Source organism: Halomonas chromatireducens, assembly GCF_001545155.1.
GTDB classification, from domain to species: Bacteria; Pseudomonadota; Gammaproteobacteria; order Pseudomonadales; family Halomonadaceae; genus Halomonas; species Halomonas chromatireducens.
On record NZ_CP014226.1, the window covers coordinates 365,702 to 380,373 of the forward strand.

The 14,672-nt window shown below is 62.5% G+C and carries 9 protein-coding genes and 1 pseudogene; 2 read left to right on the forward strand and 8 right to left on the reverse strand.

What is annotated here, in order from left to right; genetic code table 11:
- The first annotated feature begins 20 nt into the window (after positions 1–20).
- Together LOKO_RS19735 and LOKO_RS01800 are read left to right on the forward strand one after the other, a co-directional pair.
- Positions 21–215 (forward strand): hypothetical protein, encoded by a 195-nt coding sequence (locus tag LOKO_RS19735; protein ID WP_066444288.1) that lies wholly within the window; start codon positions 21–23, stop codon positions 213–215.
- Positions 216–713: 498 nt separating this feature from the next.
- A complete protein-coding gene (locus tag LOKO_RS01800; RefSeq protein WP_066444295.1) occupies positions 714–2,657 on the forward strand; it encodes an AAA family ATPase in 1,944 nt (647 codons plus the stop codon).
- Between the two features lie 123 nt (positions 2,658–2,780).
- Here LOKO_RS01800 and LOKO_RS20010 read toward each other — a convergent pair whose 3' ends face one another.
- The 8 genes and pseudogenes from LOKO_RS20010 to recC form a co-directional block, all read right to left on the reverse strand.
- Positions 2,781–3,140, reverse strand: coding sequence for a phosphatase PAP2 family protein (locus LOKO_RS20010; protein ID WP_235588921.1), 360 nt, complete (start codon positions 3,138–3,140; stop codon positions 2,781–2,783).
- A 45-nt stretch (positions 3,141–3,185) separates the two neighbouring features.
- Positions 3,186–3,416, reverse strand: coding sequence for a hypothetical protein (locus tag LOKO_RS20015; RefSeq protein ID WP_235588922.1), 231 nt, complete (start codon positions 3,414–3,416; stop codon positions 3,186–3,188).
- A 61-nt stretch (positions 3,417–3,477) separates the two neighbouring features.
- Positions 3,478–3,677 (reverse strand): annotated as a pseudogene (locus tag LOKO_RS20560) (ATP-binding domain-containing protein); the annotation flags it as partial.
- 9 nt (positions 3,678–3,686) lie between these two features.
- Positions 3,687–4,022, reverse strand: coding sequence for a type II toxin-antitoxin system HicB family antitoxin (locus tag LOKO_RS01810; RefSeq protein WP_066444299.1), 336 nt, complete (start codon positions 4,020–4,022; stop codon positions 3,687–3,689).
- Positions 4,019–4,273: a type II toxin-antitoxin system HicA family toxin gene (locus LOKO_RS01815; protein WP_066444310.1), complete on the reverse strand. Its 255-nt coding sequence runs from the start codon at positions 4,271–4,273 to the stop codon at positions 4,019–4,021. Before LOKO_RS01815 ends, LOKO_RS01810 begins: the two co-directional genes overlap by 4 nt.
- A 105-nt stretch (positions 4,274–4,378) precedes the next feature.
- Positions 4,379–6,826, reverse strand: a complete 2,448-nt coding sequence (gene recD / locus LOKO_RS01820) for an exodeoxyribonuclease V subunit alpha (RefSeq protein WP_066444315.1) — start codon at positions 6,824–6,826, stop codon at positions 4,379–4,381.
- Positions 6,823–10,887: a UvrD-helicase domain-containing protein gene (locus LOKO_RS01825; RefSeq protein WP_066444318.1), complete on the reverse strand. Its 4,065-nt coding sequence runs from the start codon at positions 10,885–10,887 to the stop codon at positions 6,823–6,825. Before LOKO_RS01825 ends, recD begins: the two co-directional genes overlap by 4 nt.
- Positions 10,884–14,573, reverse strand: a complete 3,690-nt coding sequence (gene recC, locus LOKO_RS01830) for an exodeoxyribonuclease V subunit gamma (RefSeq protein ID WP_235588923.1) — start codon at positions 14,571–14,573, stop codon at positions 10,884–10,886. The genes LOKO_RS01825 and recC overlap by 4 nt, the downstream gene beginning before the upstream one ends.
- Between the last annotated feature and the right edge of the window lie 99 nt (positions 14,574–14,672).

Sequence of the window (14,672 nt, forward strand, 5' to 3'; positions counted from 1 at the left end):
CCCTGCTGCCCCAGCACGGCGTGCGCTGGGAAGAGACCGGCGAGCCCAACCTGGCACGAGTGGTCATTACCCACGGCACCCTGGAGCAAGCGATAGAGATCGCTGTGGCCGAGAATGGCAGGCCGCGCTGGGTGCAGTTCCAGCGCTGGAGCGACGCCAATCCCGAGAAGCAGTGGCGGCTCCAGCCTTCCGGCGGCTATCTCGATGATTTCTAAAATTTCGAAGGCTTCACCTTGTCCACAAAGGTCGAGGCGGGCAATCACTTCGGCACGGAGGCGTACTTTCCGTTCTTTAGGGTGAGGGTGTGGGAGGTAAGCTTTCCAGGAGCGTAGTGCTTCATCTTTGGTCGGCTTTCATTGATGAAGGGTATGGGAAAAGCCATGTTACGGTGCTAGGCTGAAGCGCAAAGACACATAACGTTACGGTCATGCGCATAGGAACAGTTCGAATGGAAAGGGATTCCACCGAGTATTGTATTACGCTTCACCCGATTCGGCGGCTTGACCTTCGAGAGCTAGTTCTGAGTGGCAAACTATCTTAAAAAGGGCAGTTGAGACAATAAACATAGCGAGCCTAAGGTACGGCGATTAGGCACGTTTTTGAGATGTTGCAGATTCTAGAGGGGGCTGCTAGAAGGTGTGCGAATTGGGAAGTGGCTATTTTCCGTTAACTTTATAGCCATACTTGTTTAGAAAAAACATGAAAACCTTGTGATGGCAGGATATATGAAATTGACGAAGGTGTCTTTAAGAGGCGTCAAAAGATTTACGAAGAAAGAGCATGTCTTTTTTTTCGATGAAAATGAGTCTATTAGTACTGTTAGCGGAAAGAATGGTTCGGGAAAAACAGCAATATTTAAGGCGGTTCAGATTTTTCAAAAGTTGTTTTTCGCCTCCCAGTTGGATGGTAGGGTAAATAACCATGCTGAATATTTGCAGGCGGCTTATTCGGAGCTGGAGAGTTTGGTTTCAGAGGCTAGTTTCGAAATTGAGGTGGTGTTTCTTGTCGAAGGAAGTTATGTGGGCGTAAAGCTGGATGGTACGGTGCGTCCTGAGATTGAGTTCTCGTTTTCTGATAGTGTTGAAGATGGGGTTGCTGCGCTCTCGAAGCTATGGGACATAAACGATCCAAAAAATCTTTTTTTGCTTATTAATGCTGGTAAAGCTTTTTCCGATTTCGGCGTGGGTTTTGATAGCCTTGATATATCAAGTGGGCTGGATGAGAGGAATGTCCTTCTCGAGTCTGTGTTCTTTCCCGAGAAAGTTTTTCAAACTATTTATAAGAAATCCGTGCTTGATTACGTCCATTATAGGTTGGATTCGAACAAGAGATATGATTTTTTCAAAATTGCTAACGAAGTGGTTTCAAGTATATCAGGTGATATTAAAATTCACAGTTTTAGTGCCACAAAAAAGCCAGGCGAAATAATAATACAAGGAAAAGCAGACTCTAGGTCAAAATATTATGATGTCAAAGATTTTAGTGCGGGGGAAATGTCTCTATATTTGACTTTGCTATATTTGTTTAGATACCCTGGCCTCGGTGTTCTGGTGCTTGATGAGCCTGAAAATCACCTGCATGAAGACTTGTTAATAAAATTTTATGATTTGCTGAGGGGCCTGGTTGCTTCAGAGTCCATGAAGTGCTGGGTAGAGGAGCAGTTTTCGGATATAGCAGGTGTCCAGTTAGAGTCGCTGTCCGATAGTCAGTTGTCCTCGCTATTTCTTTTGACTCATTCTAAGGCGCTAATTTATAGGAACATGCTGTATGGGTGTAATTATATACTGGGTGATGGTGTTCACCGGATCAGTCGGTCCGAAACTGAGTCAGAGCTAAGAAGTATTGGTGTCAGCTCCGTTTTTTCTAGAACACTATTTGTAGAAGGGGTCGGAGATGTTGAGCTATTTGGAGAGCTCATGGCGTCGAAAAATATAAAGGTTGTCCCCCTTGGTAGTTGCTCGCAAGTCGAGGAGATGTATAAAAAAATATCAGGGATTTATCATGACATTTATGGGGCTGCTTTTTGTTTTATGATTGACCGAGATAATAAATCCCCCGAGTACTTTGATGACTTGCGAAGTTTGCATCCTGGTTTTTACGATAAGACCTTTTTGGTTCTTGAGAGGCACGAAGTTGAGAATTACTTTATAGACAAAAAATTGGTTAAAGATGCAGTGAATCCAATCCTTTCCCACTTGGGGGGCGATGTGCTTGGAGATTTTCAAGTCGATGAGATCTATCAGGACTGTGCAGAAAGTACTAAAGACATTTCCTATAAAAAATACTATACATTTAGAATGAAGAAAGGGTTGAATGAAATTCTCGTCAATCCGCTTTGTGGCAAAGGGGCGCATCAAGAGTCAATGGACTTGGTTGAAGATCTTTTTAGTGGGAATTTAAAAGATGAGGTTGTAAATTTATTGAATAAAGTTGATGAAGATTTTCAATCTGAATGGGAATCTGAATGGGAAAAGCTTATCGATGGTAAGGTTTTTTCAAACAAGGTTTTTGCCGAGCTTTCTAAAAGGGCGGAAGGAGTTAACAAGTCAGCAATCAGAAGGAAAATTATCGAGATGGCTGGGTCAGGCGACGAGAGTTATGAAATATGTAAGCTTTCAAAAAAAATTGATACTATTTTTGAAAGCCAAGAGGCTTAAATTTGTGTCCGGGAAGGGTGTTATGCTGACATTTCGCTACAACCACGGCTATCTGGTAAATACAGTCACACCTCAGGCAGCCACAGCACCCACTTGATGTTGCCGCTACCATCGCTTGAGCACCTACTCGGTACCCGAGTTGCTCTCCTCTGTCTCTACCTGCCCGCGCCGCTGCAACCAACGCATCACCAGCCAGCACAGCGCGGCCCAGGCCGCTCCGGCGGTCCAGCCGGCAAGCACATCCGTCGGCCAATGCACGCCGAGGTAGACACGGCTCATGCCCACCAGCAGGGTGAGCAGTATCAGTATCAGCAGGTAGGCCTTCAGCTTCAGCGCTGGCTGTACACGGATGAGCAGGGCGGCCGTGACGGCAGACATCATCGAATGGCCGCCGGGCACCGCGACCGAGGCAAAGAGCGCCGCACGATGGTGCCGTGCGAGTAGCAGGTAGCCCAGGGCACCCAGTGTGATCACTACCAGCACGCCGACACTCCCGAGCGCGGTAAAGTCTCGCCCCATTTCCTCGACTCAGCCCGGGCCGAGCGGATCGGTGTGATCGGCAGGATTGCGCAGGGAAAGCAGCAGAGTCTCATCGATGCTCTGGGTTTCTCCCTCGGTGACAGCATCGCCAGCTCGGTGAACCCCCAGATCCCGCCGGGAAGTACCGAGACACACAGCAGCACTGCCAACTCGTAGCGGCCGAGCCAGCAGGAAAAGGCCGTGGCGACTCACATGTTCGATTTTTCTATAGTGCTTCATTTGCAACTCCCTTGCTTTATAACGACACGCGACGTCTTCCAGACAACCTAGTGTGGCTGCGTTATTGCAACCTCCCCAACCCACTCACCCTCACCACTACCTCGTTACCGCCTCATCCAGCATCCCGCGCCCCGTCTCCACCAGTGTGAGCTAGTCCCTCGCGCGGGTGATGCCGGTGTAGACCAGCTCCCGGGTGAGGATGGGGTTGGGGGCGTCGGAGAGCAGCAGGGCGGTGTGGGTGAAATCCGAGCCTTGGCTCTGGAGTTAAAGTTACGTCGAAAGCTCGTGCTCGATGGCGGTGGCCACGAACTGATTGAGGCTCTGCCCCTTGGCGGTGGCGGCATCGACGGCGTTCTTGTGCAGCTCTTCAGGCAGGCGCACCTGGAACTTACCGGAGTAGGACTTAGTGGGCTCGATGCCTCGCTCCCGACACTCATCAAGGAAAACGCGCAGCGAAACACCGCCTTCCTCACGCAGCTTGGCCACGCTGTCGGCGTAGAAGTCGGCACCGCCGTTAAGGCCAGTAAACTCACCGCGGAACATCTCGATATCCGGGTCGTACTGGATGACGGCGCGATAGCCGTCGATGATCATGATGTTGTTCACGGGGTCTCTCCGTTCTCTTCCAACCACTTGCGGATGCTGGCCACTGCGCCCTTGTCGGTATCCGGTGAGGGGTGGGGCCGATGGAACACGCGCACCTCGCCAAACAGCACAACGGCGATACGCGAGCCCTCCCGTTCCTGGATGTCTGCGCCCAGCGCCCTAAACAGCGACTCGATGTCGCTCCAGGGGATCGATCCCGGCGTAGGTCGGCTGAAGATGGCGGCCAGCGTCTTGGCGTGTTTTCGTTTCATGCTCCAATGGTACTGAATTTTAGTACCAAAGGCCAGGGCGCGCCACAACAGCTGGCCTGCGATAGGATGAGGGGGAGCTTTGCAGCACAATCAAGATTATGGCGCTTAATCTTGGCCTGATGTTATCCCCAACCCGCTCACCCTCACTACCTCCCTCGTCACCGCCTCATCCAGCATCCCGCGGCCCGTCTCCACCAGCGTTAGCCAATCGCGTGCGCGGGTGATGCCGGTGTAGACCAGCTCGCGGGTGAGGATTGGGTTGGGCGCGTCGGGGAGCAGCAGGGTGGTGTGGGTGAATTCCGAGCCCTGGGATTTGTGTACCGTCATGGCGAATACGGTTTCCACCGCCTGCAGGCGGCTGGGCAGCACCCACTTGATGTCGCCACTGCCGTCGCTTGCCGGGAAGGCGACGCGCAGCAGGGTGCGGCCGGGCGATTCGCTGGCGCTGCGGGCCTCGGGCACGGCGAGGGTGATGCCGATATCGCCGTTCATCAGCCCCAGGCTGTAGTCGTTGCGGGTGACGAGCACCGGGCGGCCTTCGAACCAGCCCTGTTCCAGCTCCGGGTCGCTGGCCTTGAGCCAGCCGGCGCGCCGGAGTGCCCGGCCGATGCGTGGGTTCAATCCTTGTATGCCCCATGGGCCTTTCCTCAGTGCGCACAGCAACTGGAAGTGGCCATGGGCGGCGAGCACCTGGCGGGCCCAGTCGTCATAGGGCTGGCGCGCTTCGCCTTCGCCGAAGAAGGGTTGTGCGGGGCGCGCTGCTTTCATCACTTCAAGGTAGTGGCCGTAGCCGACCGGTGGCGCGATGGGTTCGCTACGGCGGTCGTGGCGGCCTTCACTGCTATTGGCGAAGCCTGTCGGGTTGCCGTTTACCACCAGGCGGTCCAGCGCTGGGTCGTCGGCATCCGCCAGGGCGAGACGGGCAATATCGGCGTAGCCCTGCTGGAAGATCTCCCGTACGGCGCGCTTCTTTTCCTTCTGCCCATGATCGGGACCAAGCGGGCGGTTGACCGCTTCGGCGAGCTGGCCGATGCCGCTTTTCGCATCGAAGCGATGGCTTACCCGCAGCATGGCGATGGCCTGGTCCAGCGGCAGGCCGCTCTCGTCTCGGTATCGTTCAGGAATCGGCGTGCCAGTCACCCGTTCCAGCCAGTCGCAGGAGGCCGGGGTGTAGTGGCCGCCTTCGGCGCGCTGGCAGAGGTCGCCGAGTACGGCGCCGGCTTCCACCGAGGCGAGCTGGTCCTTGTCGCCGAGCAGGATCAGCCGCGCCCTGGGCGGCAGGGCGGTGAGCACGGCGGCCATCATCTCGATATCCACCATCGAGGCTTCGTCGATCACCAGGGCGTCCAGCGCCAGCGGGTTGCCGGCGTAGTGGCGGAAGTGACGGGTGTCCGGTCGCGAGCCCAGAAGGCGGTGCAGCGTGGTCACTTCGGTGGGGATGCTGTCGCGCAGGGTTGAGATATCCACACCCTGTTGGCCCACGGCGGCGGCCAGTTCCACCAGCGAAAGCCCCTGCACCTGCTTGGCGATGGATTCGTTGAGGCGAGCCGCGGCCTTGCCGGTGGGGGCGGCCAGGCGGATACGCAGCGGGCGTGGGGCGCCTGAGCCTGCTTGCACCGGCTCGCCCAGGGCCAGCGCCTGCAACAGGGCGAGCAATTTGACCACGGTGGTGGTCTTGCCGGTGCCGGGGCCGCCGGTGATCACCGCGAAGTGTGCCTGGGCGGCGAGGGCGCAGGCGATTTTTTGCCAGTCGATGTCCGCGCTGCTGGGGAAGAGGGAATCAAGAGCAGTGGCGAAGCGGTTAGTGTCGGTGGCGTCACCCGGGCGCCTATCGGCGCCAGTCGTGAGCTGAAGCTTCCTCCTACAGATTTCGTCGCTTGTGCTGGAGGGTAAGGCGTCGTCGCTTGTGCCCAGTCTTGCCGAGATGTGGTGGCGAATATCCCGCTCGTACTGCCAGTAGCGGCGCAGGTAGAGCCGCACGTTGCCGTCGTGCTCGCTGCGCACCAGCGGGGTGTTTCCTGGGCCACTACCGTCCGCCACCAGGGCGGGATGGTGCAGGGCGTCGCGCCAGGTGGCGAGTTCCAGCCCTGCCAGCAGGTCGCTGGGCAGCGGCGGCGGGTCGCTGAGGTCGTCGCCTTCCGGCGGCAGCGAGAGCGCCAGGTCGGGCGCGGCCAGGGTCTGGGCGAGATCGAGGCAGACGTGGCCGCGGCCGAGCTGATGGCTGGCAAGGGCAGCTGCGAGCAGCAGCAGGGGAGGGGCGTCGCTCACTTCACGCTGGAAGAAGCTGGCCAGTGCCCGGTCCAGCGCACGCAGCCAGCCGCGCTCCACCCAGCGGTCGAGCAGGGCGAACAGCGCTTGGGTGTCGTGAAGCGCGGCCAGGGGCGGTTCCGGCCTGGTGGGTTCGCTCTTGCCTGGTGCGTCGCCAATGCCTGCTTCGGTGCTAGCATTTGATTCGTTGCTAATACCTACTTCGTTACTGGCGCCTGATTCCTCACCGAGATCGGCGAACAGGTCCGGGGTGGCGTCGTCGTGGTGCTTGCTGCGCTTGCTCATGCCGGCGCCTCCGTTGCCTGAGTGGCGGTGTTCGCCGCTTGGGTGTCGCCCCGGAAGAGCGCATCCATCGCTTCGATCAGCTGGCGCGGGGGGCGCTCGGCGTGCACGCCGCGGCTCTCGGCATTGGCGCCACGCAGGAATACGGTGAGCGAGCCGCCGATGTGGCGGTCGTAATCGTAGCCCGGCAGCCGCGCCTTGAGCAGCCGGTGCAGGGCCAGCAGGTAGAGCGCGTACTGCAGGTCGTAGCGTTTCTCGGCCACCGCCTGGCGCATCGCCTCGGGGCTGTAGGCGCTGTCGTCCGGCCCCAGGTGGTTCGATTTCCAGTCGGCCACGTAGTAGCGCCCTTCATGCTCGAACACCAGGTCGATGAAGCCCTTGAGCATGCCGTTGAGGGTGTCGGTATCCAGCGCGGGGCGCGGCAGGCTGGTATCTGCGCTGCCATAAGGGCTAGGGAGTGTGTAAGCACTTACGAGGGCGTCCAGCTGGCGGGTGTCGACCTTGCTGGCGGCGAACCAGAATTCCATCTCCACCTGGTAGCTCGTGAGCGTTTCGAGCGTAAGGCTGCCCGCGCCATTGGGAAGCGGCAGCGGGGCGGCGAGCAGGGTGCCGAACCAGACGTGCAGGGTATTCAGCCACGGCTGCCAGCCGCGCACCTGGCAGCGCCGGGCCAGGGTCTCCTCGCGCAGGGCCGGGTCGCGGGCCACGCGGGCGAAGCCTAACTCGCCGGCCCATTCGAGAATGCCGTGCAGGAAGGTGCCGGGGCCGGGGCCCCTCGGAAACCTGTGCAAGGAGGGCAGCGGTTCGCTCTGGCCGCTGTCATGGGGCTCTTCAATCACTTCCAGCGCGGTGGCCTCCATAGCGGTGGCCGGCTCGGGCAGGCTGCCGTTTCGCTGCGCTTCGCTGTCATGGGGGGTAGAACGTAAGTCAGCCCTTACTGGGGCGCTTACCATTTCGCCCGAGAGGCGCAGCGCCGAGTAGCTGGCGATCCACCAGTGCTCGCGGGCGGGGCGTGCGGGCGTGCGCGCTTCGCCCAGGGCATCGTCGCGCTCTGTCTGGGTGACGATCTGGGCGTGGGCCGGCGGTGCCGGGGCGATCTCGATGGCGGCGCAGTCCCCCTTGAGCTGCTTCAGTGCTTCTTCAAAAACACTGGGTCCGATGGGCGCGCCATTGGCCAGCAGCTGGCCGATGGCGCTGCCTTCGCCGCCCTTGAGCGGGGCCATGCCGAGCCAGGTGGCGTGGCGCGCCCGGGTCAACGCCACGTAGAGCTTGCGCAGGTCCTCGCCCAGGCGCTCGCGGTCGACGGTGGCCAGGGTTTCCTCGTCGGCCTCCAGGCTGATGCGCAGCCGGCCTTCGGCGTCGTGCCAGCGCAGCGGCGAGTCGTCCTTCCTGGTCGGGCGGTGGCTGCAGATAAAGGGCAGGAACACCAGCGGGTACTCCAACCCCTTGGACTTGTGAATGGTGATGACCTGCACCAGGTCGGCGTCGCTCTCCAGGCGCAGCTTGTGGGTGTCGCCCTGGCCTTCGGGGTGGGCGATGGATTCGGCGAGAAAGCGGATCAGCGCGTGTTCGCCATCGAGTTCCTGGCTGGCGTGCTGCAGTAATTCGCCTAGATGGAGAAGGTCGGTAAGCACTCTCTCACCATCCACGAATGTCTGCACGGGCGAATCGCTGCGTTGCTCGGTGCTCGTAAGCTCGCCTAACCCCACGTTATGTCTCGCTTCCTGTGCGCCGAGCGCCTTGCGCTTCATCCCGTTCGACGATTCGTGGGCGGGCCCGCTCGACAGCAGTCGCGTCGCCACGTCGAAGTCGTGGATGATCTTGCGCACCAGCGGCAGCACGCCCTGGCGCTGCCACAGGCGGTGGTAGTCGCGGAACTGCAGCACGCGGCTTTCCCAGGCCAGTTCATCTTCGTTCAAACTATCCAGCGTGGCGATATCGAGCCCCAGCACCGGGGTGGCCAGGGCGGTGCGCAGCAGTCTGTCGTCTTCAGGCGCCGCACAGGCGCGCAGCCAGGCGTCGAGCTGGGCGGCGACCGGCGAGGCGAACACCTTGTCCTTGTCGGAGAGGTAGACGCTCTTCACCCCGCGCCGGGCCAGCGCCTGGCGGATCGCCCGCGCCTCGCCCAGGCCGTTGACCAGCACCGCCATATTGGAGGGCTTGAGCGGCTTGAGGGTGTCCTCATCCTTGAAGCCGGTACGGTCCGCCTGGCCTTCGTTGAGCAGCTCGACCATATAGGAGGCGCAGCGCTCGGCCATCACGCCGTGGTAGGCGGTCTTGGAAAGCGGCTCGTCGCTGTCGAGCTGCCACAGGGTCATGGCTGGTAGTGGCTGGCCCTGGCGGGTAAGTGAGTCCTTGCGCCCTTTGGCGCCAACCGCATTGAAAGGAACGGGGTTCCCCTCGGGAGAATTGAACAGGAAGGCGCCGGGAGGGTGCGCCTCGGCGAATTCGAAGCAGCGGTTCACCGACTCGACCATCGCGCTGCTGGAGCGGAAGTTGGTGCCCAGGGTGACGTGGCGGCCTTGGGTGTCGCGGCGTGCGCGCAGGTAGGTATGGATGTCGGCGCCGCGGAAGGCGTAGATCGCCTGCTTTGGGTCGCCGATCAGGAACACGCCGGTCTCAGGCGAGTTCTCGCGGATGCGGTACACGCAGTCGAAGATGCGGTACTGCACCGGGTCGGTGTCCTGGAATTCATCGACCAGGGCGACGGGAAACTGTCGGCGGATCTGCGCGCCCAGCGCCTCACGGTTGGGGCCGGCAAGCGCCCGGTCGAGATGCGTGAGCAGCTCGTTGGGGCCCATCTCGGCGCGGCGCTCCTGCTCGCGGTCGAGCCGCGCCCGGCACCAGTGCACGGCGTGGGTGAGCAGGTCGGCGTAGGGATCGGGCAGGGCGTTGAGCTCGTCCTGCAACGCGTCCAGCGCGGCCAGGGCCGGGTGGTTCGGCGGCTCGCCCTTGAGCCAGATATCGGCCATGCCCTGGGGCGTGAGGCGTTTCCAGGCGGCGTCAGTGAGGCTGGGCCAGGTGGCATCCCCCTGAGACCAGTCGCGCAGAGCGCCGAGCCAGTTGGTGCGGCTGCGGGCATTGAAGCTCTGGCCCTTGAAGGCCTTCTGCTGGGCGGCCTCTTCGAACAAATCACCCAATTGCTCGATCCACGTGGCCCACGGCGCCTTGAGCTCTGCCAGGCGCTTGGCGGTCTCGTGCTGGGCATTGGCCACGGTGTCGGCCGGGGGCGGGGCGCCTTTATTCAGAGCCTCGGCTTCGGGCATCAGCCCGCGCACCGCCTGGTGCAGCTGTTCGGGCGTGCTCCAGTGGCGTACTACGCTAGCCAGTTCGTCGGTGTTGAGCGGGTAGTAGAAGCTGCGCCAGTAGTCGCGCACCACTTCGAGCTCCAGCTCGGTCTGGTCGTTTTCCAGGTCGAGGGAAAACAGGCTGCCGCTGTCGAAGGCGTGCTCGCGCAGCATGCGGTAGCACCAGCTGTGGATGGTGGAGACGGCGGCCTCGTCCATCCATTCGGCGGCGAGCTGCAGGCGCCGGGCGCAAGCGGGCCAGGTGTCGGGATCGTATTGGTCGCGGAGGGCGATGAGGAGTGGATCTGCTTGCTGCTGGGTGGCAACCGGGGCTGACCCCGGCGCCCCGTGTTCAGCATCGTCAGCCGCTTCGCCAGCAGAACTCCGCGGAGGCGCTGTGAACCCGTCCCTGGGCGCTACATTCTGCATCCCTGCAGAATGACCTCCGCTCTGTTCTGCTCCCGAAGCTTCGGCAAGGCCGGGCGCGGTTTCGGGCGCCTGTGGAGAGAGAAAGACTCCGGCGGCTTCCACTAGCCTCGCACGAATCCGCTCGCGTAGCTCCTGGGTGGCGGCGTTGGTGAAGGTGACGACGAGAATTTCCGGCGGCGTCAGCGGGCGCTCGAAGGCAGCCTCGTCGGCCTCCGAGCGGGCGCCGAGCACCAGGCGCACGTAGAGCAGGGCGATGGTGAAGGTCTTGCCGGTGCCCGCGCTGGCTTCGATTAAGCGGCTGCCGTGCAATGGGCACGCCAATGGGTCTAACTGAGTGACCTCGCTCATCCCTTGCTCCCCGCTTTCTTCTCTTCTGTCTCCTTCCCGCTCTCTTTCTTGTCGCCTTTGACGGCCAGGTGTACCGGGGCGAGCAGCCGTTCGGTGAGTTCGGCAAAACCGAGTCTGTCCTGGCGGGCTTCGTAGAGCCGGGTGAAGGTTGGCCAGCGGTGGGCGAGGTAGGCGTTACGGCCCACTTCGCCGGCGTTGTAGTCGTCACCCTCGTAGGTCTTGCGGGCAGCGTGCCAGGCGTCGCTGTCGCGCTCACTCTCTGGTGGGTGTTGTGAAGAGCCAAGTTTGCTCAGCCAGACGAAGGCGGTGTCGCAGGCCAGCGGCAGCGGCTCGCGCATGCCGGCCTGCCAGGTTTTGACGATCTCGCGCAGGTGCCCGCGGGCGAGTTCCGGGTCGAGGGGCGGCAGCGTTACGTGGCCGGCCTTGGAGAGCAGCCGGGTGGTCAAAGGGTGGCCTTCCAGATGACCGGCCAGGTGCGTCACCCAGTGGCGCAGGATGTGTTGCCAGTGGTACTTGCCCTTCTTGATCAGGCTGCTGCTGACCAGCACCAGGTGGCAGCGGTTGCCCTCTGGGTCGCTGCGCAGTTCGTCGAGCCAGTCTTCCACGGGGGGCGCGCCGGGCACGTTGAGCTGCACCGGCTCGGGCTCTTCGATGGCGTGGGGCCACTCGTCCAGCGCGGCCTCATAGGCTTCGAACAGCTCCGGCATCGGTTCGGTGAGCTGCTCGCGCATGCGCTCGCCGAAGGCGCCCATGGCCAGCACGCCTTGGCCCTGCAGTCGGTCGAGGGTGGCCAGCATGGCCGGCTCGCGGGGTTGGTTCTCGTCCACGGCGCGGCGCTGCTCGCGGATCAGCAGGTCCTGCAACTGCCAGTTGCCGAGGCCGTCCAGGGCGAAGGGCTCGTGGTCGAGGCTGACGATGTCCTCGCGCTCGAGGAACACTTTGAGGCGGGTGGTAAAGAAGGCCTTGGCAGGATCGCGCAGGAAGTTGCCGAGTTGGGCCAGCGTCAGCGGCGTGTCCTGTTTATATGCCTCCAGGTCGAGGGGCGCTGCTTCCGCTGTCGCTTCTCCGTGCATGTCGCGCCACTCGTGGGCGTAGGTAAACAGCCGCCGGGTCGAGACGTTGCGCTCGGCCTGCTGTGCCTCGCTGGGGAAGTAGGTGCGGCTGAACGGCTGCAGCGGGTGTGCGGTGGTGAGGGCGTCGAGCAAATCGCTGCCGTCGCTTTCGCCCTTGTCGGAAAGGCACCAACCGGCCCGGAGGTGATCGCGCAGCTGGCCGACCAGCACCGAGGGCGGCTTCTCTCCGTTGTCGACGATGCTGCGGCCCACCCAACTGACGTAGAGCTGCTCCCGGGCGGAGAGCAGCGCTTCCAGGAACAGGTAGCGGTCATCCTCGCGGCGCGAGCGGTCGCCGGGGCGGTAGTCGCCGTTCATCAGGTCGAAGTCCATCGGCGGCTGACTGCGCGGGTAGTCGCCGTCGTTCATGCCCAGCAGGCAGACGCGCTTGAAGGGGATGGCGCGCATCGGCATCAGGGTGGCGAAGTTCACCGCGCCGGCCATGAAGCGCTGGGACAGGCTCGATTCGTCGATCTGCCCCAGCCAGTGCTCGCGCACCACGGAGAGCGGAAGGTCGCGGATCAGCTCGGCCTCCTGGGCGCTCTCTTGCCACTCCTGCAGTTTCTGTTCGAGTTGGGCCAGCATCAGGCTGTCGTCGGGCGTGTCGGCGAGGAAGCTCGCCTCCAGCAGGGCGCGCAGGCGCTGCACCCAGCCGGCCACGTCGGTGGGCTCACGCAGGGTGCGCCACTGCTGTTCCAGAGTTTCCAGCAGCGCGGCGAGGGGCCCGGCCAGCGCCGCTTCCAGCCCGCCGATGTCGTCGAAGGGCTCGATGCCCTGCCACGGGCCGCTGGCAGCCTCGCCCACGGCGTAGCCCAGCAATAGCCGGCGCAGGCCGAAGGCCCAGGTGTTCTGCTCCATGCCCTGTGGCAGGTCGAGGCTGCCACGCTGGCCGGCATTGAGCCCCCAGCGGATGCCGGCGCCTTCGATCCAGCGGCGCAGGGTGGGTACGTCGTCCTCATTGAGCCCGAAACGTGTGCGCAGGGCGGGCACGTCGATCAGGTCGAGCAGGTCGCTCACCGAGAGGCGCAGCTCCGGCAGGCGCAGAAGTTTCTCCAGCGCGATCAGCAGCGGCAGGCGGTGGCGGCTGCCCTGGTCGGAGAGCGTGAAGGGGATGTAGCGCGGGTCGTCGCGTTCCAGTTGGCCCCTCGCATACTGACCAAAGACCGCCTGCACATGGGGCGCGTAGTGGTCGATGTCCGGCACCATCACGATCACGTCGCGGGGCTTGAGGCTGGGGTCGGCGCTGAAGGCGGCGAGCAGCTGGTCGTGGAGGATCTCCACCTCGCGCTGGGGGCTGTGGGCGGCGTGGAAGACGATGGAGTCGTCGCGGCTGGGGTCCACCGCCGGCCAGGTCTCGCGGGTTTCGTGCAGCGGGCGCAGCTCGCGGATGTCGTCCTGCAGCTGCTGCAGCAGCCGGCCGTCCCCTTCGCGCACGAAGGGCTCGAACAGGTCGATGCGCAGCGAGTCGGCGGCGAACAGGCGCTCGTACTGCTGGGCGTCGTCGTGCTCGTCGAGCAGGCGCAGGTAGTCGCGGCCCTGCTTGCCCCAGGCGGCCAGCAGCGGCTGGGCGTGCAGGTGGAGGCTTTCCGCTCCGTCGCCATTAGCGTCAGCGTCGCCAAGGCCAAGCACGTCGAGCCGGGCGGGCATGCCGACCTTGCGCTGCTGCCGGTAGCGCTGGGCGCGGAGCAGGTCCTTGTGCTCGATGATGTCGGCCCAGTAGTGCTGGCAGGGGTTGTGCACGCACAGCACCACCTGGCTGCAGCGGGCGATGGCGGCCAGCGCTTCCAGCGACTGCTGCGGCAGCGAGGAGATGCCGAACACCATGACTCGCCGCGGCAGGCCGGCGGGGCGGTTGTCGCCGTCGAGCTGGCGCGCCGCCTCGAGGAAGCGGCGGTGCCCCATGGCGCGGCTGGAGGCCACGCCGTCGTCGCCCACGTCCTCGATGAGCGCCCGCCACGGGGCGGGCTGCCAGCGCTGGGTGTCGGGAAGCGGGCTGGCCTGGCCGCGGGCGGAGATCAGCACGTCCTCGCCGCGGCCCCAGGCGTCGAGCCAGTCGGCGCGGTAGACCTGGTACTGGTCAAACAGGTCGGCCAGGCGCTCGGCGAGCTGGTGATGCTTGCGCAGGTCGCTGTCGCCTTCGAGGAAGCGGCGCAGCGGGGCGAATTCGTCTCGCGGCATCAGCTCGGGCAGCAGGCGCAGCAGCCGCCATATCAGGTGCGACTTGTCGAAGGGCGAAGTGATGGGCACCGCGTTGGGGTCGCCTTCCACGTGGTTGAGTACCGCGCGGTAGGCCTGCCACAGGAAGCGCGCCGGCAGGGTGACGTCCAGCGCGGCGGCGATGCCGCTGCCGCCATCGGCCTCGTCGGCGGCCAGCGCCAGCTTCATCCACTGGCCGATGCCGTTGCTCTGCACCAGGATCGTCTCGTTCTCCAGCGGCGCGAGCGGATGGCGCTTCATCCACTCCACCGCCACGCCGCGCAGGTCCTCCAGGCGGTTGCCGTGAACGACCATGAAGCCGGGGGTAAGGGCATTCTCCTGGGGGGCGGCGAACGGCATGGCGGGTCCTTGCTGCATACATGAACTCAGCCATGTTGCCATAAATACAGTTTTGCAGTTTTACAGGTTCAAGCATTTACAGTCATGCGGTTCCAAGCCGTGATGTCTATACGGATA

Bases quoted from the DNA above. Each gene is read 5' to 3' on its own strand.
- LOKO_RS01815 (WP_066444310.1), bottom strand. From the start codon at position 4,273: ATGAAACGAAAACACGCCAAGACGCTGGCCGCCATCTTCAGCCGACCT.
- LOKO_RS20015 (WP_235588922.1), bottom strand. From the start codon at position 3,416: ATGAAGCACTATAGAAAAATCGAACATGTGAGTCGCCACGGCCTTTTC.
- recD (WP_066444315.1), bottom strand. From the start codon at position 6,826: ATGAGCAAGCGCAGCAAGCACCACGACGACGCCACCCCGGACCTGTTC.
- LOKO_RS01800 (WP_066444295.1), top strand. From the start codon at position 714: ATGGCAGGATATATGAAATTGACGAAGGTGTCTTTAAGAGGCGTCAAA.
- recC (WP_235588923.1), bottom strand. From the start codon at position 14,573: ATGCAGCAAGGACCCGCCATGCCGTTCGCCGCCCCCCAGGAGAATGCC.
- LOKO_RS01825 (WP_066444318.1), bottom strand. From the start codon at position 10,887: ATGAGCGAGGTCACTCAGTTAGACCCATTGGCGTGCCCATTGCACGGC.